Consider the following 24,097-nt stretch of genomic DNA (forward strand, 5'->3'; position numbering starts at 1 on the left):
CTTGAAATACCACCCTGGTAATATTGAGGTTCTAACTCTGTCCCGTTATCCGGGACGAGGACCATGTCTGGTGGGTAGTTTGACTGGGGCGGTCTCCTCCTAAAGAGTAACGGAGGAGTACGAAGGTGCGCTCAGCGTGGTCGGAAATCACGCGTAGAGTATAAAGGCAAAAGCGCGCTTAACTGCGAGACCCACAAGTCGAGCAGGTACGAAAGTAGGTCTTAGTGATCCGGTGGTTCTGTATGGAAGGGCCATCGCTCAACGGATAAAAGGTACTCTGGGGATAACAGGCTGATACCGCCCAAGAGTTCATATCGACGGCGGTGTTTGGCACCTCGATGTCGGCTCATCTCATCCTGGGGCTGAAGCAGGTCCCAAGGGTATGGCTGTTCGCCATTTAAAGAGGTACGCGAGCTGGGTTTAGAACGTCGTGAGACAGTTCGGTCCCTATCTACCGTGGGCGTTGGAAATTTGAGAGGATCTGCTCCTAGTACGAGAGGACCAGAGTGGACGAACCTCTGGTGTACCGGTTGTCACGCCAGTGGCATCGCCGGGTAGCTATGTTCGGAAGGGATAACCGCTGAAAGCATCTAAGCGGGAAGCCTACCTCAAGATAAGATTTCCCCGAGACTTTATGTCTCCTAAAGAGCCGTTGAAGACTACGACGTTGATAGGTTGGATGTGGAAGCATAGTGATATGTGAAGCTGACCAATACTAATTGCTCGTGAGGCTTGACTATACAACACCCAAACAGTTGTTGTATGAAGCTCGATTGATTCGATATTAAACAAAGTGACTTGATTTAGTTACGCTAAACGAACAAACTACTGCAACTCAGATATACCTGTTAATAACTCATTTGATGAAAGCTAGGCTAGCGAAGTGAAAACAACGCCAATAAGACCCAAGCAAATAGTCATAAACAGTTGTGCTGGCGACCATAGCAAGAGTGAACCACCTGATCCCTTCCCGAACTCAGAAGTGAAACCTCTTAGCGCTGATGGTAGTGTGGGGTTACCCATGTGAGAGTAAGTCATCGCCAGCTCATTATTCAAAACACCCCCAACCAAACGGTTGGGGGTGTTTTTTTATGTGTGAGATAATCTCCAGAGATGCCTATAAAGTTAATCTGATACAGTGTTTAATATTAAGATAGAACGGTAGCTAACTTTACTGAGTAATAGTTGCAACTCTTTTATGACAAGCCATCAAACTGACGTCGAGCATGTTTAAAGGCGGTTCTAAGACCTTCTTCCAGCGTAGGGTGATAAAAGGGTTTCTTTAGGATCTGGTGAATATCCTGATCGGCATCAATCATCCAAGCTAATAAATGGGCCAGATGTTCTGCTTGTGAACAGAAGAGTTCTGCACCGAGTAATTTACCTGAGTTTTTATCAATATAAACTTCTACTCCACCTAAGTTCTCTGCCAAAACTAGGGCACGTCCTTGGTTTTCATAAGAGACGAATCCCCGAATAAATTCGACGTGTTGATCTTCTAGCTGTTTAAAACTTTTTCCGACAATCGCCATTCCAGGATGACAAAATACAATCGCCAATGGGGTTAAGGCAGGAATAGGCTTTACATCCGGATAATTTAAACAGTTATAAACCGCCTGTTTACCCGCATGCGCGGCTTCATGTTGAATGGGTGCATCAGGTGCGGCATCACCCACTATAAATATAGGTAGGTCTGCAAGTTGTTTGGTTTCTTTATCGATAGGAAGGTTCTTGATATCCTTGAATGTGGAATTTAGCTGATCTAGACCTAAATGATTTATATTGCTTTGCCGACCTGTGGCACCTAAAACATATTCAACTTCAATACTCTTAGTCTGATCATTTTCTGTAAAATTAATCTTTATTTTATCAGTTTGGATCTCAATCTCATCTGGTAAGGTTTTAAATTTGATATTGAGTTCTTTACTTAATTGCTCTTGTGCTAGTTTTTGTAAGATCGGGCTAGTTAAAGCACCTACTTTTTGGCTACGCGCAAACATCGTGGTTTTTACACCTAGTCGTTGCATGGCTTGAGCTAATTCAATTGCAATGATGCCACTCCCGATCACCGCTAAAGACTTAGGTAATTGGGAAAATTCAAATATTTCATTGGAAGTAATGTATTTTTCTCTTAATTTTTGTTTTAAAGTTTCATTAATATTGGGCCGTGAGCCTACTGCGACAATAAAACTTTTGGCCTGATAGGATTGTCCATTGACTTCGATCGTTTGGGGATCAACAAATTTGGCTTTTCCGGAAATTTTATGTGAGCTGTCCCATTGATCGACACCTTTCAAGGTTGCACGAATAAAACGTTCTCTAAAGACATGCACACGTTGCATAACATCTGAAGTATCAATGACAGCGTTATGCTTTAAAGCAAGTTCTTCAGCAGTTTGAATATCATGCATGCGATTTGCAGATGAGATCAGCAGTTTGCTTGGCATACAACCTACACGTGCACAGGTGGTATCCCAGGGGCCATCATTGATAATTAAAATATTCTGAGTATGTTTGATGGCTTCGTTATAAGCACTGATTCCTGCAGTGCCTGCGCCGATGATGATGAGGTCATGCATAAAATGTTTACTCAGTTCTCAACAACTAACTATTTACCTTAATATTTACAATGTTTTCGATGTAAATTATGTAACTACATTGCTTATTTTTGCTAATTTGAGTAAATTTTGTATAAAAGCCAGAAGACTAACTTTATGGCAGCTTAAATATTATATCTAGTGGGAAAAATCATGAGTTTGTTTATAAATTTAAAAAAATTAGGGGTAAACACAACAGTTTTAGCGACATCAATTTCATTGGTCGCTTGTGGCGGTGGGGGAAGTGATGGTTACTACAATAATGGTTCTCCAAGTGGCAATACTGGGGAAGGGAATACAAGTGATAACAATCAATCAGAAACAGATACTTCAAAGGTAGCAAATAGTCTTAGTATTTCATTACAAGATATTGAAGGCAAACCTTTACAGATTGCTCAAGATAATAGTCAAGTCAAAATAGCAGTTAAAGTATTAAATATAGATAAAGGTGGAATCGCAGGTAAAGATGTACGTTTAAGTATTGGCGGAGAAGATTTGGGGGTAGAAAGTACTAACTCTAAAGTTTCTTCAGATGAAAATGGGGTTGCATTATTTACATTAAATATTCCTGCATTACAAACTGATACTGGAAAGGTTCAACTAACAGCAAAGGTTGAAGGAACTACAGTCTCAATTCCTTATACATTGAATATCAAAAAAACAAGTACAATTATCAGTGATTATAATCTTAATGTACCACAAGGTTTAGTGTTAAATTTGCCAAAAGGCTCTACTGACGTTGTAGTACAAGTAACGGATGCCAAAAGTGGTGCAAAAGTTGGTCAGACTGTTGAATTAACTTTACCTCCTGAAATGAATGGTAAATTTATAGTTGAAACAGGTTCATCAGTAACAACAGATACTCAAGGTAAAGCGACTTTTAAAATTAGTGCAAATCCGAATCTGACATCAGATGATATTGCAAATTTTGTTGAAAGTTCACAAAAACTAAGTTTTAAGTTAATTGATGAGTATCGTGCTGAAAAAAATGCAGTAACGTCTCTTACATTTAAAGATATTTCAAGTGTAGTAAATAAACTCGAAATTATTACACCAGAAGATTCTATTGCAGCCAAAGATGGCACAGCAAAAATTCTCGTATTTGCAAAAAATAGTGCAGGAAATGTTTTAAAAAATACCCAAGTCAAGTTAGCTGTAGATGCAATCGCGAAATATTATGGGGTCCAACTTGATAAAAATGAGGCTACAACAAATTCAGAAGGTTATGCTGAGTTCACTTTAAAGAGTAACTCGAATTATCCAATTGCTCTTTCACAAAGAGGAATTGAGCTTACTGCCACATACGAAAATAATCCGGATATTAATGGTAAAGCAACGGTACAGGTCGTAACTGCTGATAGTAGTGTAAATAATCAAGAGGCAATTCAGCGTTTAGAAATCGCATCTGCATATAAAGTGAATGCAGTTAATGATAGTGTCGAAATTAAAGTTAAAGCAATAAATTATAAAGGATTAGGGGCTTCTAAGGGTAATATCACTCTCAGCTTGAATGCAGGGGCAACATCTAATGGTGTTACTTTTGATGGTGCTGCAACTCGTGATGTAGATCCAAATGGCTTTGTAACTTTTAAGCTTAAGACAATTTCTCTGACACCAACACCTACACAAAAGGCAATTGATGCTTTAATTGATGCTGGTATTGAAGCAACTTTTACTGCAGATAATGGTGCAAGCAATAAGATTAATATTATTGTAGATAATGAAATTGTCTCTGAAAAAACAATTGATTATTTACAGATCGATCCAATATTAAATACCTTTGACTATAAAAAAGATCAAACTATTACAGTAAAAGTTAAAGCTCTTGATGAAAAAGGTAGTCCTTTAATCGGTGAAAAATTACAATTAAATAAGAATACACAATTTCAAAGCTTGGGTTTAAGCTTAAATGGTAATGCAGAAGCAGCAACACGTGATGATGGCTATGCAATATTTGAACTAGATTATAAGTATAATGGGTCTGAGCCTCAAAGAATTGCTGCTGAACAAGGTATAAATATAGTTTTCTCTGCAGTTAGAGACAGTAAAAAAACTCAATCTATTAAACTTAACTTTGCTACACAAGCTAAGCCAGAACTGGACTATTTAACTGTTGATACTGACGGGATAAAATCTATTATCTTGGGTGTAGAAAAAATAGTAACAGTACGAGTGGCTGCAGTTGATAAAAATGGAGATGCCTTAGCAAATCAATTAGTAAACTTAAATGTGAAAGACAATATTTCACTAACTAAAGGTGTTTCTTATGCCTCACCAACCGAGGTGACAACAGATAGTAATGGCTTGGCTGTATTTAGCTTAAAAGTTAAAGCACAAAACCAAAGTGATTATGATGCCTTAATGAATGGTTTTGATATTGAAGTAACTCCTATCGGATCAGATACAAAAAAGATTAGTAGACATATTGAATTATCTGCATTTACAACTGATCCTGAAGCGAACAGTAAAGTCGCTCAATTAATGATTGATCCTATTACTAATGCATTTAGTTACGTTCAAAATCAAAATATTGTTATAAGAGCAAAAGCATTAGATGATAAAGGAAACCCACTCGTTAATGCACGTGTAAATATTGAATCATCCTTATCTAGTACAGATATGAAAGCTTTGCAATTAAGCCTTGTGAGTCAGGCTGAACAAGTTACAGATGCAGAAGGCTATGCGACATTTATATATAGTTATAAATATGATGGAACATCTACACAAGCTAATTTAGCGAAAGCAGGCGTAGAATTTACTATTCGTTCTGCTATTACTAATAAGGTAGATAATATTGCTATTAAATTTGCTACCTTACCAAAAGTGTTGGATTATTTTAATGTAAGTTTATCTCAATATGCCCTGGCTCTTGAGGGTGGGGAAAAAGTAATTAGTATCACAGTAGATGCTAAAGATATTAATGGGGATATTTTAGCTGGACAGCAGGTTTCAATTGGTTTAAATGATGCTGCATTACCAAATGGTATAAAGTTATTAACTCCAAGCTCACTTATTACTGATAATGCAGGTAAAGCTGTATTCCAAATAAGTATTGATCCAAAAACAGCTGAACAAATTGCAAATTTAGATGCAAATGATTTAACAATTGCAATTCTCGGTAAGCGCCCTGATGGTTCATCATATTCAGCAGTTCAAAAAGTTGAACTTTCGAAACCGGTTGAAGTATTACCAGACTTAGCTAATCTTCTGTTTACTACAATAGATGATAAACCATTAGATACAATTTCTGTACTTGGTGGTGAAACACGAGTTAAAGTTAAAGCAGTCGATGAAAATGGAAAACCAATTCCTAATACACCAATTGCAATTGCTTTATCTAGTCTCACTTCTAGTCGTGTGTCATTAAGCAATATACCAACTCAAACGAATAGTGAGGGTAAAGCTGAATTTACCGTGACCGTAGCCGAGGGAGAGTATGACCCTAGTTTGATCAAAAATGGCATTATCTTTGCTGTAGTAGGTACAAACTTAAATAATGGTGACCGTTTACAGCAAACAGGTGCAATTAATATTACTGCTCCTGCAAATGCGTTAAACCCACGTTTAACCTCAGATGTAAAAACAGTGACAGCTGGGCAAACAATTAAAGTGTATGCAGCTGTTAAAGATGAAATGGGAGTTAATACTGTTACAGGTACACCGATGCGATTAAGCTTGAATAAAGAAGCGATCGATGCTGGTGTTAAGTTAAAAGCCAATGGTGTTGATATAGAGGGTGTGCTTATACCAGCAGATAGTTCAATTGAATTTGCCTTAGAGGTACCAAAAGGTATAACGACGGATATATTACAATCTATTCGAGTTACAGGTGTAATTCGAGATCCAAAGGGTAATGAAATTCCTGCTATTTTAACGTTTACAGTTGAAGATGTCGAAAACCCAAACCATCTTGAAATCAATAGTTTTAAAAACACTTTGAATCCAGGTGATGACAGAACAGTTGTCGTTGTACGTTTACTCGATGCTTCTAATAATCCTGTACGTAATGAAGAAGTCACCTTGGCTGTACGTAAGACAAACACCACCACAGGTAAAAATGTAGGCTTTATTACTGAAGAAAATACTTCTGATGAAAATAATCATCCTTTACCAGAAAATATTGCTGAGAAATGGACTGTCAAAACTGATGAAGATGGACGAGGCTTCTTCACCCTATATATTCCAAAAGAAGGTTTTGATAAAGATGCTTTGATAGCAAGTGGTATTACCTTAGATGCAACTAATACTACGAATGGTATTGATGTGAAGCAGGTTCTTCATTTAAATGTTACAGATCCGACATCGACTACACCAAGACACAATATTTTCATCAAACCAGATCAATCAACTATTAATGTTGTCGATGGAACGGCAACTGTTAGCGTCAGTTTACGTGATCAGTTTGGTGGAGCAGTTTCTAATGAATATATTACATTGAATTTAAAGAACTCGAACTTCAATGGAGCTTATATTCAAGGCGCTTCCGGGATTGTGACAAATAATAATGGTGAAGCTAAATTCATCATTAAAATTGATGAAAGCTTACGTCGTAATTATACTGAGACTGCTTTTATCAATGAAGATTTGGAGCTGAGTGCAAGTTTTTCAGGTGCTACCCAAACTCATATACTGGATGTAGTCAGAAAATCTGTTAACAATCTAGTGATTAATATTACAGATAATCATTTAGAACCTGTAGCCAATGGTAATGCTTATGAGCAAACGTTAAAAGCTACAGTAAAAGATGAACTTGGAAATTTAGTAAAAGAACAGAATGTAAGCTTTGAAATTAAACCTCAAAGTTATATTAGAGGGCAAAATTTATGGGCATTAGCACCAACAAATTCCATAACTCCTCCAACTAGTGAAATGAAATGGGTGTTTGCTGGTCAAAGATATTATCAAGGTGATAATGCTGCTAATCCTGAATTAGTTAATCAGAGCTTGCACTGTAACTTTGCTGTAGATGTTACCCAAGTCACAAATGCGAATGTAGCATTAGATGTTGTTAAGTTTAAGGCAAGTAATGATGCGACATGGACTGGGGTTACAAATAATTCAGGTGAAATTAATTTTGTAATAACTTATCCAAAAACGTATGCTCAATGGTTAAATGTACGTATTGATGCTACAGCAGAATCAAATTCGTATAGAATGTCAAATAGTTATCCTCATCTTCTACGTAACCAGCAAGGTAATGATAAGAATTTCAATGGAATTTATTCGATTAATGCAATTAGTCCATTTGGTACAAATACTTCAGAGTGTACACCCTAAAATTTAATGAATTGTAGATAAAATTTACCTATAATTCAAAAAAAACAGCGCTTCGGCGCTGTTTTTTTATGGGAACTAAAATTTAAAAAACTAAATTGATGTTCCCATGCTCACACCCACAGTCGGCTTCAAATTCATCGAGTTACAGCCTGTAAAAGCCAAACTACAACATGCAATAATCAATAACTTATTCATGAATCAATCCTTGAGATTTAGCCTGATTAAACAAAGCTGCTGAACGTGTACCACTTCGGCAAACCATCAAAATCGGTTTAGGCAACTCATTATAATATCGAGCAAATTCTTCAATATTCGCCTGAGAAAGTTGGCCACTCATTACAGGCTGATAAATCACACTCACTTGAGATTTCTCTGCAATGGAGCGTAATTGACTCACCGTGACACTATTACCAGTTTCCTGATCAGGACGATTTACAATCACAGATTTGAAACCTTGTTGAATCAATTGCTGGAACTTGTTGGTGGTCATTTGCCCTGAAACACTGACTGTAGAGGTCAGTGCATGGCTTAGATTATTTGCAGCAACAACCAGTGAGGCACAGCTTAAACAGCTGGCCAGTACCACACCTTTCCAGAACAAATTAGTCATCCAGCAGATCCATCTGTTTTGCCAGTTGATATAAGTTATTCGAGCGGTTTCCAGTACGACAGAACATCAAGATCGGTTTTGGTAACTCATTATAGTGATTGGCAAAAGTGCGTACATCAAGCTCAGTAATCTGACCGGCTACTACTGGCTGGAATACATAATCCAGACCGGCATTGCGTGCAGCTTCCTCGATTTGTGCACTGGTCGGCTGCTCGGAACCCCCTTCCATGTCCGGACGGTTGTTGATAATCGATTTAAAACCTTTCTCAACCACTTGAGTTACGTGTTCCGGACCAATTTGACCAGCAAAACCTACATTTTCGCTCATGACGCCACTCCATCATTTCATTTATATCGATATGCTTTATGATAGCATTAAGCTGAAAACATGCTGAACCTGTTCTGAAATTTTTATAAATGATGATAACCATAAGATAACGCAATGGAGCGCGTATGCAGGCTTATACAGTTGAACCACTGTATGTTAAAAGCGGTCAGGACGTGATTGCTGCAGATTTTTATCGGCCTAAAAATATAGAAAAACCGGCCGTGATCTTGATGGCTCATGGTCTGGCTGCCTTACGTCAATTTAAACTGGTGCAATATGCCCAGCGTTTTGCCAGTGCCGGCTATGCGGTGGTTTTATTTGATTATCGCTATTGGGGTGGTAGCACCGGACGCCCGCGTGAACTGGTGTCGATTAATGCCCAGCTCGATGACTGGCGAACCATGATCAGACATATTCAGGAACGCAAATCGATTGACAGTAAACGGATTGTGCTCTGGGGTACGGCCTTAAGTGGTGGGCATATATTGACGCTTGCAGCGGAGCTGAAAAATATTCAGGCGGCGATGGTACAGGTACCTTTTGTCGATGGGGCTGAAAGTGCCCAACTATATCCTTTACAGCAACTCCCCAAGGCGCTTAAAGTTTCCAGTCAGGATTATATGGGGGCCAAGGTCGGTATGGCACCGAAGACCTTACCTGTGGTTGACCCGCATGAACTCTGTTTTATGCCGACGCAGGACAGTTATGAAGGCTATCTGTCGATTGTCAATCCGGATTATTACTGGAGTGGTCACATTCCTGCACGGGCATTCTTTCAGCTGATGCGTTATCGGCCAATTCAGGAAGTAAGAAAGATTAACATTCCAGTCCTGTTTATTGCGGCAAAACTGGATAGTCTGATTCCCATTGAATCCAGTCGTGAAGCTGCGACCAATATTGCACCATTTGTGCAATATCATGAGTGGAATATCCGGCATTTTGATATTTATCATGGGGAATGGTTTGAAAAAGCAGTTTCGACCCAATTAGAATTCTTACATCAACATATTGGAGTGCGCTAGATGATTATTGTATGTCCGGAATGTCTGGCCAAAAACCGTGTCCCTGAAGATAAACTCACTGCCAACCCTGCTTGTGGTCAATGTCATCAAGCCCTGATTCCACTGGTACCAATTGAGCTGAATGAGCAGAATTTCAGCCAGTTTGTCACGCATAGTGACTTGCCAATCCTGATTGATCTCTGGGCAGAATGGTGTGGTCCCTGTAAAATGATGGCACCGCATTTTGCGACGGTCGCGAAGCAATATCCAAATGTGGTTTTTGCAAAAATTGATACAGAAGCGAATCCTCGCTTAAGTTCGGCATTTAATGTTCGCAGTATTCCGACGCTGGTGTTGATGAATAAAAGCAACGAAATTGCTAGAATAAGCGGTGCATTACGGTCAAGCGAGCTGCAAAAATGGCTTGATCAGCAGTTAAATACCCAACCCTAATTCAAATGCCTGGAGTGAAAGTGTCAGATTCTCAAGTAAGACCAGAGGGGATTCTTTCCCTACAGACGATCGCAATGCCTGCAGATACCAACTGGAGTGGTGATGTCTTTGGTGGCTGGATCGTTTCACAAATGGACTTGGCAGGCGCGATTCACGCAGAGCGATTTTCAAAGGGACGTTGTGCCACGATTTCAATTAACCAGATGACGTTTCTGGTCCCGGTGAAAGTCGGGGACGTGATTAGTTGTTATACCAAAATTTTAAAAGTTGGCAAGACATCTATCCAGATGGAAATCGAGGTTTGGGACAGTCATGATGATTCACGCCCACCAATTCGGGTAACTGAAGGGGTGTTTACTTTCGTTGCGGTAGATGTCAAAGGTAACAAACGTCTGATTCCAGAAGAAGCAAAACAGAAGCTTTTAGAATCCCAAACAGCACAATGATGACTTGAAATAAAAAATCCCAGATTAATGATCTGGGGTTTTTTTTGTCTGTATTGATATCAGGTCTGCTTCAATTGCTTTTTGGCAATCCAGGCCCAGAGCATCTCGCATTGAATCGGTGCTTCACCTGATTCATCACTTACCATAACATGAACCAGTGTTTCACCTTTGTCTGAACTTTGCATAAGCCGTTGCTGTTCAGTAGTCAAGGTAGCAACTGCCGTCAGGGCACCTTTGGTCGGACGTTTAAAGTCTACTTTTAGACTCTTAATCAAAACCACTGCGCTATCCGGTACATTCATTGCGGTTACAAATCCTGTTGCTGTTTCTGCCAGCAGGGCCATTGCACATGCATGGATTTGTCCGATATGGTTCTGCATGGCTTTATGATTGGCCATACTTACTACCACTTTGGACGCACTCATTTCCTCATAACGAATCTTGGCAGAGCCGACCATCGGGACCACCCGGCCAAAAGTTTTACTTAACAAAGCAGTACGAATGCCTTGCGGTAATCGTGCAGTGGCTTTGACTAATCTGGCTAATCGGTTGTTCTTTGCCATAATTCCTTCTTCAAGACACAGGATAGTCTTAATCTTTAAAGTTATTGAACTGTAAAGGCAAACCAAATTGCTGTTCTTTCAAGAATGCCATTACTTGCTGCAAGGTATCGCGTTTTTTATCAGTCACACGAATCTTGTCGCCCTGAATAGAAGATTGCGCCTTAATCCCACTTTCTTTAATGGCTTTATTAATTTTTTTTGCGGTATCTGAGTCAAGACCATCTTTAAGCTTGATCACCTGAATCACATTTTTGCCAGAAGCCGTCATTTTTTGTGGGTCAAGCGCCTGAATATCGACTTTGCGTTTAAAGAAATGACTTTCCAGCATGCTATAGACTTGTTCACACTGGAAATCACTTTCAGTCGAGATTTTGATTTCCTTGTTTTTTTCATTCAGTTCAATAGAAACGTCCTGACCACGGAAATCGAAGCGGGTCGCAATTTCTTTTTGGGTGTTTTGAACTGCATGATTTACTTCAAAAATTTCTAATTCAGAAACAATATCGAAAGAAGGCATAGTTTAGACCTTTACAAAGGGAAAGAATATCTGAGATGCTAGGGATGTTTTCTTCATTTGCCAAGTGTTGTTTACATCAAAGGAGTGCGCAATGATCCGTAAACAAGAAATTACAACATTTGAGTTCCCAGAAAATGCAATTATCTGGGATGTACGCGATTCAAGTGCTTTTGCTGAAGCACACGTGAAAGGGGCGGTGAATCAGCCCATTAACGATCTTTCAGCAGAAAGCCTAACTCAGGTGTCAGCGGATCAACCCATTTACATCTTGTGTGGTGGGGGCAGTAAAGCTCCACGTGCTGCGGAAAAACTAGAGGGTTTTGACAGCTCACGTGAATATGTCATTCTGATGGGTGGTACTCGTGCTGCCCGTGATGCAGGCTTACCGCTTGAACAGGGTGTATAAGCATTCTGTCAAAAAAAAGCGCCGCAAGGCGCTTTTTTAATGGGTGAGATTTAATGCCTCCCAACCTCCCTTTTCTAAAGGGAGAAGCTACATCTATTCTATTTATTCATAAAAGTAGAGAAAAGTCCCCCCTTTTTTAAAGGGGGATTCATTCAAAATAGTAATTAAATTTGTAGCTTAAAATACGGTTTCTTCATTTTCACTTTCTTCTGAAAACGCGTCACACTGAGTTTTTTGACGAGACTCGATGGTATCGGACAGGCTTCTCCCAGAATCTGGGCTGCCAGAATTTCACTACAGAGCGGCGCAAACAGAAAACCTTTGGAGCCTAGACCGGCAAAGCTGTAAATTTCCTCATCCGCTTTCATCTTGCCGAGCAAGGGGAAATAATCCTGACTTTGCGCGCGTACCGAGGCACGACCTTGCCAGGTCTCGGTAGAAGCTAATGATTGTGCATATTCAGGAAAGACACTGTGGATCAGTTCGTAGTTGTGTACATGGTCTTCTGCCAGTACCTCTGCATCATCCCGACCTGGATAGAAAGAAGCGCCCAAGATCAGATGTTCTGCATCCAGTTGCATACAATAACCGCCATAGCTATAGGCAATATTTTCACTTAAAGGCTGGGCTTGATTATTCACCCAGCTGACCTGTCCGCGAATCGGTTTCAAAACCGGATAATCTGCAAAAAATTGTACTGTTTCTAGCGCAGTACAGACAATGACATGATCAAATTCACCTAGATTCTGTTCATTAGCAAATAGCTGAGGTTTTGTAACAGCTTCAATATGGCTAATTTTGGCCTGTTGATACTGAATATTCGGATGCTGCAAAATTTCATCACGCAATTGATGAGGTGAAACCGCACCAGCTGCTAACAGTTTTAAACTTCGAAATGCAGTTTGAATCTCTTGATCTTCTGTATCTTGTGCAGCAAGAATTTTTTTAGGATATTCGTCTGCCAATCCTAAAAGCTGTTCAGGATTTTTTAAGGCGAGTTGATTGACCTGAATTGGGCGGAAAGCCTTGAATTTTGCATAGTGCGTCAGAGCCTGTTGCCAGGCCAAGGTCATTAAATGCTCTGCACTTTGCTCAACCGGACAAAGTTTAGGATTGAGTAAGGCCAGTGGATTGCCAGAACCTCCGGAGAGTGGCGCTGACTGGTCGTAAATCGTAACCTGATGACCACGTTGAGCGAATGCCCAGGCCGCACTTAAACCCGCGATTCCAGCACCAATTACGGCAATCTGGCGAGGTCTGGTATTGGTCTCTGTCACTCGCTCAGTTTTTTTTTTAGTAATTTCTTGTATTAATGAACTCTCAGTCTCTTCAGCCGGATTCCAGATCGCTTTCAGCATTTCACGCTTATGCTTAAAACCACGTGGACGGGAAATTGAAATCCCATGATTTTTTAAGCCGCGTTTTAACACGCCAGCGACACTGAAAGAGGCGAAAGTTGTCCCAATCTCGGATAAACGTACAATATTATTTAAAACATTTTCTTCCCACATGTCCGGATTACAGGAAGGCGCAAAGCCATCCAGAAACCAGGCGTTTACCGGTGCAGTTTTTTCAATCATCGGGAAAACATCATGTGCATCACCCAGCCATAGATCCAGACTGAATCGTTTTTCAGGAAAACTGAGACGATGACAGCCGGAAATTGGCATCGGATATTGAGAGATGAGTTGATCGGCTAAAGGCTTGAGTTCTGGCCAGGCATTTAAGGCTCGAATCAGATCAGCTTTGGAAAGAGGAAATTTTTCAACTGAAATGGCATGCAGATGACTGTGATTATCCGGACGTACCTGTTGCCAGAGCTGCCACAGGGCCAGAATATTTAAACCAGTACCAAAACCCGTTTCACCCACACAGAAATATTCAAAAGGTTTTAAATCTGCCAGACGCGTACTGAGATCATTGCCATTTAAAAAGACATGCCGGGTTTCCAGCAAGCCATTGTCTTTGGAAAAATACACATCACCAAATTGCTTGGACACAGGCACATCAATGCCATCCACCAATTGCCAATCCAGATCGGCAGTTTGAATTGCGTGCGACAAAACGGGTACAACCTTAAAAATATCGGGAAGGACTATAGCTTACCATTGACGACGGCGTTTGGTATAAACATAGCTCGCGATCAGGAAGCCAAGCAATACACCGACAGCCAATGTTGCTGCACCGTAGAGGAACATCTGCGCACTGCGTTCACTTTGCAGCACCTGTACCTGCACCCCAAGATTATCATTCTTGAGCTGTAATTCTTGATTTTGCGATAGTGCTTCCAGATTGGCTTTTTCCAGTTGCTGCAAACGGGTGGCCTGATCTTTGACCAAAGCTTTCACCTTGGTATCTTGCTGGGCTTTGAGCTTGGCGATTTCTTCTGCAGTTAATGGCTTATTCTCGGCAGGTGGCACCGGCTGGGCAGAAGATGCTACGGCAGGAATAATGGCAGGTTTCGGCGTAGACTGGGTTTGGGCAGTCACCGCTGTCCCTTGAGGTTGTGCTGTCTGATTTTCCTGAGTCACAGGAGCAGGCGCAACTTCGACTGCCCATACTGGAGAAATCATAAAACATAGGCCAATGATACTGGCAGTAACAACACGCATGAACCTTATCCTTGAGGGAATGCTTTATTGAATGGTTTAACATCGATGTGTTCGTACACACCTTCTTTTAAGAAAGGTTCATCCTGTAGCCATGTATCCAGCGCTTCACGACTGTCAAAGTCGACAATAATGGTACTGCCATAAAAACCGGCCTGTGGATTGGCTGGATCCTTAGGCATGGCACCTGCAACAATCAGGCGGCCTTCAGCATTCAGCTTTTGCAAGCGGGCAAGATGTTGTGGACGAATCGCAAGACGTTTCTCCACTGTACCTTCCTGATCGGTACAGCTAACGACAAATAATGGCATGATGATTCTCAATCGTTTGTAGTTGGATTTATTCAGCAGTCTTAAAGTATTTACGCAATACAATAAACTGGATAATGATAAAGGAAAACATCACGATCATGTCACCGAATGCGGTAAATTCGCCCCAATATTTTCCATCCATCCACAAATAGGCGAAAAAGGTATGCAGAAATGACATCAGTACGAACATGGCAACCCAAGCATAGTTCAGCTTGAACCAGCCTTTTTCGCTTAGATTGAATACTGGACCAAATAACCGCTGGATCAGAGGCTTTTTATCCTTGCTAAACCAAGGGGATAAGAAAAAGACACCTGCAAAGACCAGATTCAATAACACGGCTTTCAGACGAATATAGAAATCATCGCTGAGGATCAGAGTGATGCCACCAAAAATCACCGTCATAAACAAGACAATCCATTGCTGCTTGTCCAGACGGAATTTTTGTATGACAAATAACGCACCATAGACGACCAACATGGAAATAATCAGACCTGTGGTTGCAACAAGAATATTATTATTGTCGACACCCCCCGCAGAACCGATCAATTGCAGCAATTGATGGTCAGTGTCTTTTGGATCTACAGTTTTATATAAATAAAAGAAAATAATGAGTGGCACAAAGTCTAAAAGTGCTTTCATGTTAGAGTATCTAAATCTGATCAAATAAATGTCATAGTATAGAGATGCACGGCGTAGATTTACATACACATAGTAATATTTCTGATGGAACTTTCAGTCCTCAGCAATTGGTCGAAGCGGCTGTGGAAAAACTTGTCCATACTTTGGCCCTGACGGATCATGACACCATGGACGGTTTGGTATTGGCGGAAGAAGCTGCCAAAAATCATGAGATTAAGATCATTTCCGGGGTGGAAATATCCAGCCAATGGTCACGTCCTGCCACCAAGAAAAACTATGGCGTGCATATCGTCGCGCTAAATATGCAAAATCCTGAGCCTTTACAAAAAGCCCTCAATCAGCAAAAGAAAATCCGGGCTGAACGTTCTAAACAGATTTGTGATCTGCTGGTTCCTTTAATTGGTGAAGATATTTATGCTGATGTACTGGTCAAAGTCGACCATATCCCTGATCGGGTGACACGGACCCATATTGCCAAAACGCTGGTAGAAAAGGGGATTGTGACGCGTCCGCAACAGGCTTTTGATAAATACATCAAGGAAGGTAAGAAAGCCTATGTCAAATTTGATGGCTTGAGTCTGGAAGATACCATTCAGGTAATTCATGAAAGTGGCGGCTTCGCCGTGCTGGCACATCCGACCAAATATGATTTATCTGCGACCAATATTCGCTACCTGATCGAGATCTTTGCCAAGTTCGGTGGAGATGCCGTCGAGCTGCCACCGGCGATTGAACCAAGTTCCACCCGGCAGATGGTGGATCGAATGATTACTGAATATGATCTTAAAGTTTCGATTGGCAGTGATTTTCATGGCGATCACATGCCCTGGATTAAACTGGGCAATGTCCCGAGTCTTAAACCGGGGCAGGTCGGGATTTGGGAGAGTTTTGTTTAGTCATTCCTTTACCTCGATCTTTTTCATTTGAGAGAAGATTTTCCCTTCGCTACTAATAACAAAGGGCGAGGAGAGAATTATAAATTAAAGCAAATTATGATCTTGAGCCTGAATCGGTGGTGGCGTCGGTTTACCTAAAGTCCCTAACAGTTCAATTTCAATCGTACGTACCATCGAGTCCAGCGGCAAGTCATTACTCTGAGTACCAAAAGGCTCTTCAATTTCCGAACTTAGAGCATCTAATCCTAAAAAGGTATAAGCCAAAATTCCAACCAGTAAAGGCGTAAACAGACCAAGCGTTGAACCTAAACTAAAAGGTAAAATAAAACAGAAAAAATAGACGGTACGATTGAGCAAGACCGAATAGGCAAAAGGCAAAGGCGTTGTTGCAATCCGGTCACAACCAGTCTGGACAATACTTAGTTCTGCTACATGATTATTCATCTGCATATAGATGATGTCGGAGATTTCACCTTCTTTGAGCGCCTGCATTAACTCCCATTGAATCAGGCTTAAGGTATATTGCGGCGCATTGGCCTGCTGATAGAGCTGGGTCACAGCCTGCTGGCTCATGCCGCTGGTTTCCACAAGTTCCGTCGGATTGGCTGTCTGATGGCGTAGCCGGTCACGGAGGACATTGGCAAAGACAATCACATGCTGAATTACACGTTCACGGCGACCTTGAGACAGCATCCGGCAATCACGGTCAAAATGACGTGAATTGGCAATCAAAATGCCCCAAAGTTTGCGCGCTTCCCACCAGCGGTCATAACAGGCCGAGTTCTTAAATCCGAGAAAGATCGACAGTACCACTCCAATCAGGGTAAAGCCGACCAGGGGTAATTCTGGAAAATGAAAATAACCAATATGTGACAAGCCACCGATGATGGCTGACATCAGCATCACTACGCCTAAAGGTGGCAAAACTTTAGGTAAAATCGTCCCCCGCCAAGAAAACAGCAGTTTAAAAACAGTCGGCTGGTCACGTACGATCATTTATTGGAATCATCACAATTTTTTTCATGATCTTGTGGAGTTGTGCCTGCTTTGTCAAGTGCTATTCAATACTGCATTTCCGGTTTGATGAGTTGCTGCTCAGCAAAGGAAAAGCTGCCCTCCAAAGCAATGATGCAATGGTCGATTAAATGGATATCTACCAGCTGGCAAGCCTGTTGAATCTGGCGGGTCAATGCCAGGTCAGCCTTGGATGGAGAGGGCCGACCCAGCGGATGATTATGTGCAATGACAATTGAGGTTGCCTGCTGGCTAATGGCATAACGTAGCAATTGATTAATAGAAATATCACATGCATTGATGGAGCCATAAAACAGTTTTTTAAAGGCAATTTTTCTTAAACTGGCATCCAGACACAGCACGGCAAACACTTCCTGAGTTTCACCGAGCAGTTCAAAACGTAAGTAATCTCTCAACCGCTTGGAATTGGTAAGTTCCAGTGCATCCTGTTTCAGGTGCTCGGCTATGTAACGCCGTCCCAGTTCCTTGACGGCCATCAGTTGGGTATATTTACTGATGCCCATGCCATGAAACTGGCTGACTTCCTGTAAAGGTGCATCGAGCAACGCAGTCAAATGACCAAAATGTTGAATCAGCAATCGCGCCAGATCAACTGCCGAATGTTGCTGGGAACCCGAACGCAGAAAGATGGCTAGTAGCTCGGCATCGGACAGACTTTCTGCGCCATATTGAATTAAGCGTTCTCGCGGCCGTTCTTGTTTCGGCCAGTTTTTAATAGAAAATTGCATAGTTATTAGACTTATTTATTATGAATTATCAGTTTTCCCGCAAGCTGATCTCTTGGGGATGCGATTATTTAATGCTATTGTGAGCCCCACTGCAACAGCAAGGTAATCTGTTCGTGAGCTTTGATCTAAGTGTAATTCCTCATAAAAATATCATTTTGGCCGTCACTGGCGGCATTGCTGCCTATAAAAGTGCAATTCTGGTCCGCCGTCTGAAAGATGCCGGATTTGATGTGCGGGTCGTCATGACTCACGGTGCACAGGCTTTTATTACACCTTTAACCTTTCAAGCCTTATCGGGCAATCCCGTACATACTGAATTGCTGGATACTGAAGCAGAAGCCGGCATGGGCCATATCGAGCTGGCACGTTGGGCTGATCTGTTACTGGTAGCACCGGCCAGCTGTGACACCTTGGCAAAAATTGCCGCAGGCCTGGCTGATGATCTGCTCAGTACTTTATATTTGGCGACGAAAGCACCAATCTGGGTGGCGCCTGCCATGAACCAGCAAATGTGGGCAGCCAAAGCAACCCAGCGCAATCTTGCGACACTGATCGAAGATGGTGTGCATGTGATCATGCCGGACGCGGGATCACAGGCTTGTGGTGATATAGGTTTGGGCCGGATGCCTGAGCCGGAAGATTTAGCGCATCAGGTGACTGAATATTTTCATAAAGCTCAACGTGCGATTGCGGAAAAATTTGGCCTGCTTGCTGGTAAACAAGTCACGATTACCGCAGGCCCGACCCGCGAAGCGATTGATCCAGTGCGCTATATTTCCAATCACAGTACCGGTAAAATGGGCTTTGCACTGGCTGCAGCCTGTTATGCGGCCGGAGCCAATGTGACCCTGATTGCAGGGCCGGTCAGTCTGGACACTCCAAATGGCGTGAAACGTAAGAATGTTTCTTCTGCCGTGCAAATGCTGAATGAAAGCATGCAAATGCTGGAAAATGGTTGTGATATCTTTATTGCGACAGCTGCAGTAGCCGATTATCGTGTGGCAGAAGTAGCCGAGCATAAAATCAAGAAAGCTGGTGATGAACTGAATGTAGCCTTGGTGAAAAATCCAGATATTGTCGCCACCATTGCCCAACAGGAAAAACGTCCATTTATGGTCGGCTTTGCTGCAGAAACTCGCAATATTGAAGAATATGCTGCCGGAAAGCTGGTTGCGAAAAAGCTGGATATGATTGCCTGCAATGATGTTTCACGTGCGGATATTGGTTTTGCTTCGGATGAAAATGCCATGACAGTATTCTTTGCCGAGCATTATCAGCTGGATAAACGTGATCTGGAAAAAGCCTCCAAGCAGGAGATTGCCCAGCAGTTGATCGAAGCCATTCATGATGCCTTGTATCGTGACCCATCCAGTGATGATAATTTTTAAAACGATCTGTATTGAAAAAACCCTGAATCCATCAGGGTTTTTTTATGGCTGATTTTTTATCATTAATTCAAAAAAACTATAGAAACCATAAATATTTAGTCTTAATCGAAGCGCTGTTTGTTTATTGTTTTTGCAAAAAAGCATAAAATGGGTCACAGAATAAGCAAAGATAAAAATACTGCATATATCGACTATAAGCAGGAAGTGGAAAGAAAAAAGAGGGGGCGCTATGAAAAAAATCATGATGTTATGGATGGTCGCCTGTCTGGCTGGATGCAGTTATTTTGTCTCGATGGATGAACTGGCCAGAAATATTCAAACGCAGATGCAACGTGAATTTAATTCCAATCGAGATTATCAACATTATCGTTTTACCGTAAAAAAAGTCAAAATTGTCCAGCGTCAGGGGAATGAGTTTCAGGCCATTTCTCATCTGAATTATCAGGGTGAGGAATATCCCATTCATGTAAAAGTCTTTAAGGTAGATGGCGGGTATAGTTGGTCGATTGAAGATGATGCCTTTGCTTTTATTGATGAAATTGAAATTGAAAAATATCGTCAGCAACTGGATCGGGAATTACAGCAACTGGCCTCAGCCTTGGATGATCTAGAGCCTGTAGATGAACCAAATCAGAATATCTCCGGCTCTCTGATCACACCAGTGGCTGAACCCGCATTACAAGATGTTTCTTATCAGGAAGAGCCGATTCCGGTCGGCAATATCACGGCGTATACGCAATAACTCATGTGCAATCGCTATAAAAAAGCACCGATCATCGGTGCTTTTTGTATTTAGGATTTAACTTGCTGATGTTCACGTACATAATCTTCGGTACGCTGCATGGCTTCCTGAATATTAAAGAGTGCAGTTTCTACATCTTTCAAGGTTTTAGCATTACCACCACTTAAAGCCTGACGCCATTTACGTGCACCCGGCAAGTTCTGGAACAGTCCCAAAATATGACGGGTAATAATGGATAAAGGTGCACCTTCGGCCATGCGCTGGGCAATATAAGGCAGCATCTGTTGCATAATGTCAAAACGGTCTGGTGCATCCAGCTTCCACAGTTGGCCCAGTTCAGCCAGTAAGTAAGGATTATGATAGGCTTCGCGGCCAATCATCACGCCATCCACATGTTTGAGATGTTCCAGCGTTTCGGCATAGGTTTTAATTCCGCCGTTGATCTCGATGAGCAGATCAGGACGATCCTGTTTTAAACGGTAGACATCTTCATAACGTAGGGGTGGCACGTCGCGGTTTTCTTTAGGTGATAGACCTTTTAATAAGGCAATCCGCGCATGCACGATAAAATTATTGCAGCCGGTTTTGGCCACGGTATCGACAAAATGCAGCATCTCTTCATAAGATTGCATATCATCAATTCCGATCCGGTGTTTTACGGTCACTGGAATATCCACCGCATGACGCATTTCAGCAATACATTCTGCGACTAGATCAGGCTCCGCCATCAGACAGGCACCAATTTTATTATTTTGTACCCGGTCACTTGGGCAACCTACATTTAAATTGACTTCGTTATAGCCCCAGTCCTGCGCCATCTTGGTACAGATTGCCAGATCTTTTGGATTCGAGCCGCCGAGTTGCAAAACGATTGGCTGCTCTTCCGCATTAAAGTCCAAATGACGTTTGGCATCACCATAAATGATCGCACCTGTGGTGACCATTTCAGTGTACATAATCACATTCGGGTTAAACAGACGTGCAAAGAAACGATAATCTTTGGTGGTCCAATCCATCATTGGCGCAACACTGATTCGTGGTTGAAGTTTATTTTCAATGGTGGTCAGATCAGTCATTCAAAATCACGCCTTAACGAAATGGAAGAAAGAAGAAGCAATTCATGCGATCACTCAGCTATTGGTTTTTGGCTTAAACTGGATCGGCTGACGTCGCAAAAAGAGGGCGTAATACTAGCATAAAATCAGAAAAACCACTCGGCGAACTTAAACCAAGCCAATAAATCCAGGGAATGAAACAAGAAATAAAATTGGAATTCCCAGTCAGGTTGGAATGGTATATTTTGATAGGAGAAAGATGAAGATAAAAATGCTAGAAATAAGGAGAATAATCATGTTGTTATTGGAGGAAATTTATAAAAGCCATAAAGCACAAAATTCGGCACATTTTAATCTAAGAATTCATCGGGGCTTAGGCTGGTTTAAAAAATCGCTAGACCTGGATCAGGATCTGGATTTTAAGTTTATCAGCCTGTGGATCAGCTTTCAGGCGATTTATGCAGATGATAGTGATCAGGTTCAAGATCAGAGCAAGCTGCAGCAGTTTCTGGAAACACTCTGCCAAAAGGATCTGGATCAGAAAATTAATCATATTCTCTGGGAAAAATATAACCAGCCGATCTGCTCACTCTTGGCCAATCCCTATGTGGAACAAAGCTTTTGGGATTATCGTCATCAAAAAATTAGTCTGGAAAGCTGTCAAGCTGATCTGGAAGCACAGAAACAGAATATAGAGAATGCTTTAAAAGAACGAAATTCTATCGAAATTTTAGCTGGAATATTTCAGCGTTTATCTACCTTGCACCATCAGATAATGCAGGGTGGCGCCACGTATCACAGCTCTCTGAATTATAAATCATTAGAGGAGAGCTGCCGGATCCTGGCAGCCTTATTGCCGGTTTTTATCTGTATTTTATTGGAAAATTCACAAACTCTTGATCTGAATAAGCCTTATTATCCGGCGGCGCAAGTCAGCTAAATATAGTCAAAATACTTATGCAGTTGTCCGGGCCTGATACCATTGATCCAGCAGGGCAAATAAGGTAGCGCACAAAGCTAGCCCAAGTCCTGCCATACAGGTCATGCTCCAGCCACCGTGATGCCAGGCATAAACCCCTAAGGCTGAACCACAGGCACCGCCAATAAAATACAAGGTCATATACAGTGAATTGACCCGTGATTTGGCATCCGGGCGCAGGCGGAAAATTACGTTCTGGTTACAGCTGTGCGTAATCGCGAGCCCAAGATTTATCAGCCCATAACCCAAAATATAACTCAGCAAAGACACTGCACCAAAATATAAAAACAGCCAGCTTCCCATCAGGATAGAACAGCCGATCCAGCTCAGCGTTTTGATATGGCCACGATCGGCCCATTTACCAATGAACTGCGTAGAAAGTGCGCCAAATACACCGACCAGCGTGACCAGTCCCACCATGACATCAGAAAGCTGAAAAGGTTCCTGCGTCAACAGCAGAGCGATGGTGGAGAACAACATACTCATGGCAGCAAAAGCACAGGCGCCAGTAAGTGAACGCAATACCAGACGTGGTTCCTGCTTGAGTAATATCCCCATAGATTTAAAAATTGCTGCATAGCTGATTCTCAGACGTGGCAGGCTCGGTAGTTTTCCTCTCAAATAAAAACTTAAGGCCAACATGCTTATGCCACTGAGGATATAAATCATTTTCCAGTGAAACAGGTCGGAAAGTAATCCGGCAATACTGGTCGAAAGTAGAATGCCAACCAGTAATCCGCTCATCAGGAAGCCCACCACTTCTCCAGTTTTTTCCGGTTTGACCGCCATGGTGGCCAAGGGAATCAGAATCTGTGCAGCTACGGAAAACAGTCCGGCAATGATAGTGCCGACCCAGAGCATTGGCAGATTCACTGCACTGGCACAAATAAATAAACCTGCTGCTGCACCCAGCATGAGGAAAGGGATCAGTTTGGTTTTATTCAGCATATCCCCTAAAGGCACAATAAAAAGCAGGCCCAGGGCATAAGAGATTTGAGCAAAAGTGACAGTAAGCGCCACTTGTGATTCAGGTACCTGATAATACTGCTGAATCGATGAAATCAGCGGCTGGCAATAATAGTTAGCGCCGGCACATAAGCCGCATGCAATCGCCATCAGCCATAATAAGGGCTTATTTTGACTAATATCGAGGGGCGTGTGCATAGGGCTAACCTTGTATTCAGACCGGAAGAATTGAAATGAGGAATAAGAATAATGTTCAAATTGAGGGCACTATAGGCCAGAAGTTCTCGCTTTAAAAGTAGAGAAATATTGCCAGCATTGAAAATTGTCAGCACTCAGGTAGCTTAAAGAAAGAAGTGCAATTTTAAATAGAAAATATGAGTAGATCTCTTGCGAAAGTAAAAAATTGTTTATACTAGCCTCATGAAATATGAAAATTTAACTCGATTTAATGATGGGGAATTTAAACGACTCGTTGGAGTTCCTCGTCCATTATTCTTAAAAATGGTATCGGTGTTACAACACGCTGAACTTGCCAAGAAAAAATCTGGAA

22 protein-coding genes, 2 rRNA genes and 1 pseudogene are annotated in these 24,097 nt (G+C 41.7%); 12 read left to right on the plus strand and 13 right to left on the minus strand.

The genetic code is table 11. The features are described from left to right. Together ACNPNW_RS15220 and rrf are read left to right on the plus strand one after the other, a co-directional pair. Positions 1-740 (plus strand): 23S ribosomal RNA (locus ACNPNW_RS15220); the annotation flags it as partial. A 191-nt stretch (positions 741-931) separates the two neighbouring features. Further along, positions 932-1,046 (plus strand): 5S ribosomal RNA (gene rrf / locus ACNPNW_RS15225). A gap of 150 nt (positions 1,047-1,196) precedes the next feature. On the opposite strand, the gene ACNPNW_RS15230 is transcribed toward rrf, so the two are convergent. Continuing rightward, positions 1,197-2,579 (minus strand): dihydrolipoyl dehydrogenase, encoded by a 1,383-nt coding sequence (locus tag ACNPNW_RS15230; protein ID WP_420937607.1) that lies wholly within the window; start codon positions 2,577-2,579, stop codon positions 1,197-1,199. Positions 2,580-2,750: 171 nt separating this feature from the next. Between ACNPNW_RS15230 and ACNPNW_RS15235 the strand changes: the two genes are divergently transcribed. Continuing rightward, positions 2,751-7,874, plus strand: coding sequence for a hypothetical protein (locus ACNPNW_RS15235; protein WP_420937608.1), 5,124 nt, complete (start codon positions 2,751-2,753; stop codon positions 7,872-7,874). A 187-nt stretch (positions 7,875-8,061) separates the two neighbouring features. Here ACNPNW_RS15235 and ACNPNW_RS15240 read toward each other — a convergent pair whose 3' ends face one another. Both ACNPNW_RS15240 and ACNPNW_RS15245 read right to left on the minus strand, forming a co-directional pair. Beyond that, a complete protein-coding gene (locus ACNPNW_RS15240) occupies positions 8,062-8,484 on the minus strand; it encodes a protein tyrosine phosphatase family protein (RefSeq protein WP_005252921.1) in 423 nt (140 codons plus the stop codon). Further along, positions 8,477-8,812 carry a protein tyrosine phosphatase family protein gene (locus ACNPNW_RS15245; protein WP_004281596.1) on the minus strand — a complete coding sequence of 112 codons (336 nt, stop codon included), beginning with the start codon at positions 8,810-8,812 and terminating at the stop codon, positions 8,477-8,479. The genes ACNPNW_RS15240 and ACNPNW_RS15245 overlap by 8 nt, the downstream gene beginning before the upstream one ends. Positions 8,813-8,937: 125 nt before the next feature. On the opposite strand from ACNPNW_RS15245, the gene ACNPNW_RS15250 reads away from it, so the two are divergent. Genes ACNPNW_RS15250 through ACNPNW_RS15260 form a run of 3 tightly spaced genes read left to right on the plus strand, consistent with a single transcriptional unit; the run spans position 8,938 to position 10,712 of the window. Further along, the gene (locus ACNPNW_RS15250; protein WP_420937609.1) at positions 8,938-9,834 is read left to right on the plus strand and encodes an alpha/beta hydrolase; all 897 of its coding nucleotides are present in this window, start codon (positions 8,938-8,940) and stop codon (positions 9,832-9,834) included. After that, positions 9,835-10,266 carry a thioredoxin TrxC gene (gene trxC / locus ACNPNW_RS15255; protein WP_004281598.1) on the plus strand — a complete coding sequence of 144 codons (432 nt, stop codon included), beginning with the start codon at positions 9,835-9,837 and terminating at the stop codon, positions 10,264-10,266. 5 nt (positions 10,267-10,271) lie between these two features. Beyond that, positions 10,272-10,712, plus strand: coding sequence for an acyl-CoA thioesterase (locus ACNPNW_RS15260; RefSeq protein WP_153566559.1), 441 nt, complete (start codon positions 10,272-10,274; stop codon positions 10,710-10,712). A 59-nt stretch (positions 10,713-10,771) separates the two neighbouring features. On the opposite strand, the gene ACNPNW_RS15265 is transcribed toward ACNPNW_RS15260, so the two are convergent. Then, the gene (locus ACNPNW_RS15265) at positions 10,772-11,275 is read right to left on the minus strand and encodes a DUF4442 domain-containing protein (RefSeq protein ID WP_005252918.1); all 504 of its coding nucleotides are present in this window, start codon (positions 11,273-11,275) and stop codon (positions 10,772-10,774) included. Between the two features lie 28 nt (positions 11,276-11,303). Next, complete coding sequence (locus ACNPNW_RS15270; protein WP_004281601.1) at positions 11,304-11,792, minus strand: YajQ family cyclic di-GMP-binding protein; 489 nt, start codon at positions 11,790-11,792, stop codon at positions 11,304-11,306. 91 nt (positions 11,793-11,883) lie between these two features. Here ACNPNW_RS15270 and ACNPNW_RS15275 point away from each other — a divergent pair, with 91 nt between their 5' ends. Further along, complete coding sequence (locus ACNPNW_RS15275; RefSeq protein WP_005101788.1) at positions 11,884-12,198, plus strand: rhodanese-like domain-containing protein; 315 nt, start codon at positions 11,884-11,886, stop codon at positions 12,196-12,198. 164 nt (positions 12,199-12,362) lie between these two features. Here the strand turns inward: ACNPNW_RS15275 and mnmC are convergent, their stop codons facing one another. Genes mnmC through ACNPNW_RS15295 form a run of 4 tightly spaced genes read right to left on the minus strand, consistent with a single transcriptional unit; the run spans position 12,363 to position 15,758 of the window. Then, positions 12,363-14,261 (minus strand): bifunctional tRNA (5-methylaminomethyl-2-thiouridine)(34)-methyltransferase MnmC2/FAD-dependent 5-carboxymethylaminomethyl-2-thiouridine(34) oxidoreductase MnmC1, encoded by a 1,899-nt coding sequence (gene mnmC, locus ACNPNW_RS15280; RefSeq protein WP_448767121.1) that lies wholly within the window; start codon positions 14,259-14,261, stop codon positions 12,363-12,365. Positions 14,262-14,300: 39 nt separating this feature from the next. After that, positions 14,301-14,810: an SH3 domain-containing protein gene (locus ACNPNW_RS15285; RefSeq protein WP_216986309.1), complete on the minus strand. Its 510-nt coding sequence runs from the start codon at positions 14,808-14,810 to the stop codon at positions 14,301-14,303. A gap of 5 nt (positions 14,811-14,815) precedes the next feature. Further along, positions 14,816-15,118, minus strand: coding sequence for a YciI family protein (locus ACNPNW_RS15290; protein WP_420937611.1), 303 nt, complete (start codon positions 15,116-15,118; stop codon positions 14,816-14,818). Between the two features lie 28 nt (positions 15,119-15,146). Continuing rightward, on the minus strand, positions 15,147-15,758 hold the full coding sequence (locus ACNPNW_RS15295; protein ID WP_004281606.1) for a septation protein IspZ: 612 nt from the start codon (positions 15,756-15,758) through the stop codon (positions 15,147-15,149). A gap of 44 nt (positions 15,759-15,802) precedes the next feature. On the opposite strand from ACNPNW_RS15295, the gene ACNPNW_RS15300 reads away from it, so the two are divergent. Continuing rightward, positions 15,803-16,654 (plus strand): PHP domain-containing protein, encoded by an 852-nt coding sequence (locus tag ACNPNW_RS15300; protein ID WP_005252914.1) that lies wholly within the window; start codon positions 15,803-15,805, stop codon positions 16,652-16,654. An 84-nt stretch (positions 16,655-16,738) separates the two neighbouring features. Here the strand turns inward: ACNPNW_RS15300 and ACNPNW_RS15305 are convergent, their stop codons facing one another. After that, positions 16,739-17,650: a bestrophin family protein gene (locus ACNPNW_RS15305; protein ID WP_114541813.1), complete on the minus strand. Its 912-nt coding sequence runs from the start codon at positions 17,648-17,650 to the stop codon at positions 16,739-16,741. Between the two features lie 65 nt (positions 17,651-17,715). Beyond that, positions 17,716-18,417: a RadC family protein gene (gene radC, locus ACNPNW_RS15310; RefSeq protein ID WP_420937612.1), complete on the minus strand. Its 702-nt coding sequence runs from the start codon at positions 18,415-18,417 to the stop codon at positions 17,716-17,718. Positions 18,418-18,530: 113 nt separating this feature from the next. Between radC and coaBC the strand changes: the two genes are divergently transcribed. After that, positions 18,531-19,805, plus strand: a complete 1,275-nt coding sequence (coaBC, locus tag ACNPNW_RS15315; protein WP_420937613.1) for a bifunctional phosphopantothenoylcysteine decarboxylase/phosphopantothenate--cysteine ligase CoaBC — start codon at positions 18,531-18,533, stop codon at positions 19,803-19,805. A gap of 229 nt (positions 19,806-20,034) precedes the next feature. Continuing rightward, the gene (locus ACNPNW_RS15320; protein ID WP_005252911.1) at positions 20,035-20,547 is read left to right on the plus strand and encodes a hypothetical protein; all 513 of its coding nucleotides are present in this window, start codon (positions 20,035-20,037) and stop codon (positions 20,545-20,547) included. A gap of 50 nt (positions 20,548-20,597) precedes the next feature. Here ACNPNW_RS15320 and dusA read toward each other — a convergent pair whose 3' ends face one another. Beyond that, on the minus strand, positions 20,598-21,623 hold the full coding sequence (gene dusA / locus ACNPNW_RS15325; protein ID WP_420937614.1) for a tRNA dihydrouridine(20/20a) synthase DusA: 1,026 nt from the start codon (positions 21,621-21,623) through the stop codon (positions 20,598-20,600). Positions 21,624-21,897: 274 nt separating this feature from the next. Here dusA and ACNPNW_RS15330 point away from each other — a divergent pair, with 274 nt between their 5' ends. Continuing rightward, positions 21,898-22,542, plus strand: a complete 645-nt coding sequence (locus ACNPNW_RS15330) for a hypothetical protein (protein WP_420937615.1) — start codon at positions 21,898-21,900, stop codon at positions 22,540-22,542. 15 nt (positions 22,543-22,557) lie between these two features. Here the strand turns inward: ACNPNW_RS15330 and ACNPNW_RS15335 are convergent, their stop codons facing one another. Continuing rightward, positions 22,558-23,745, minus strand: a complete 1,188-nt coding sequence (locus ACNPNW_RS15335; RefSeq protein ID WP_420937616.1) for an MFS transporter — start codon at positions 23,743-23,745, stop codon at positions 22,558-22,560. A gap of 222 nt (positions 23,746-23,967) precedes the next feature. Between ACNPNW_RS15335 and ACNPNW_RS15340 the strand changes: the two are divergent. Then, positions 23,968-24,097 (plus strand): annotated as a pseudogene (locus tag ACNPNW_RS15340) (IS5/IS1182 family transposase); the annotation flags it as partial.

The sequence above is a fragment of the Acinetobacter endophylla genome, assembly GCF_053543775.1.

What these genes read in the sequence shown, in the direction of transcription:
- ACNPNW_RS15230 (WP_420937607.1), bottom strand. Translation starts at nt 2,579, where the DNA reads ATGCATGACCTCATCATCATCGGCGCAGGCACTGCAGGAATCAGTGCT.
- ACNPNW_RS15235 (WP_420937608.1), top strand. Translation starts at nt 2,751, where the DNA reads ATGAGTTTGTTTATAAATTTAAAAAAATTAGGGGTAAACACAACAGTT.
- ACNPNW_RS15240 (WP_005252921.1), bottom strand. Translation starts at nt 8,484, where the DNA reads ATGACTAATTTGTTCTGGAAAGGTGTGGTACTGGCCAGCTGTTTAAGC.
- ACNPNW_RS15245 (WP_004281596.1), bottom strand. Translation starts at nt 8,812, where the DNA reads ATGAGCGAAAATGTAGGTTTTGCTGGTCAAATTGGTCCGGAACACGTA.
- ACNPNW_RS15250 (WP_420937609.1), top strand. Translation starts at nt 8,938, where the DNA reads ATGCAGGCTTATACAGTTGAACCACTGTATGTTAAAAGCGGTCAGGAC.
- trxC (WP_004281598.1), top strand. Translation starts at nt 9,835, where the DNA reads ATGATTATTGTATGTCCGGAATGTCTGGCCAAAAACCGTGTCCCTGAA.
- ACNPNW_RS15260 (WP_153566559.1), top strand. Translation starts at nt 10,272, where the DNA reads ATGCCTGGAGTGAAAGTGTCAGATTCTCAAGTAAGACCAGAGGGGATT.
- ACNPNW_RS15265 (WP_005252918.1), bottom strand. Translation starts at nt 11,275, where the DNA reads ATGGCAAAGAACAACCGATTAGCCAGATTAGTCAAAGCCACTGCACGA.
- ACNPNW_RS15270 (WP_004281601.1), bottom strand. Translation starts at nt 11,792, where the DNA reads ATGCCTTCTTTCGATATTGTTTCTGAATTAGAAATTTTTGAAGTAAAT.
- ACNPNW_RS15275 (WP_005101788.1), top strand. Translation starts at nt 11,884, where the DNA reads ATGATCCGTAAACAAGAAATTACAACATTTGAGTTCCCAGAAAATGCA.
- ACNPNW_RS15285 (WP_216986309.1), bottom strand. Translation starts at nt 14,810, where the DNA reads ATGCGTGTTGTTACTGCCAGTATCATTGGCCTATGTTTTATGATTTCT.
- ACNPNW_RS15290 (WP_420937611.1), bottom strand. Translation starts at nt 15,118, where the DNA reads ATGCCATTATTTGTCGTTAGCTGTACCGATCAGGAAGGTACAGTGGAG.
- ACNPNW_RS15295 (WP_004281606.1), bottom strand. Translation starts at nt 15,758, where the DNA reads ATGAAAGCACTTTTAGACTTTGTGCCACTCATTATTTTCTTTTATTTA.
- ACNPNW_RS15300 (WP_005252914.1), top strand. Translation starts at nt 15,803, where the DNA reads ATGCACGGCGTAGATTTACATACACATAGTAATATTTCTGATGGAACT.
- ACNPNW_RS15305 (WP_114541813.1), bottom strand. Translation starts at nt 17,650, where the DNA reads ATGATCGTACGTGACCAGCCGACTGTTTTTAAACTGCTGTTTTCTTGG.
- radC (WP_420937612.1), bottom strand. Translation starts at nt 18,417, where the DNA reads ATGCAATTTTCTATTAAAAACTGGCCGAAACAAGAACGGCCGCGAGAA.
- ACNPNW_RS15320 (WP_005252911.1), top strand. Translation starts at nt 20,035, where the DNA reads ATGAAAAAAATCATGATGTTATGGATGGTCGCCTGTCTGGCTGGATGC.
- dusA (WP_420937614.1), bottom strand. Translation starts at nt 21,623, where the DNA reads ATGACTGATCTGACCACCATTGAAAATAAACTTCAACCACGAATCAGT.
- ACNPNW_RS15330 (WP_420937615.1), top strand. Translation starts at nt 21,898, where the DNA reads ATGTTGTTATTGGAGGAAATTTATAAAAGCCATAAAGCACAAAATTCG.
- ACNPNW_RS15335 (WP_420937616.1), bottom strand. Translation starts at nt 23,745, where the DNA reads ATGCACACGCCCCTCGATATTAGTCAAAATAAGCCCTTATTATGGCTG.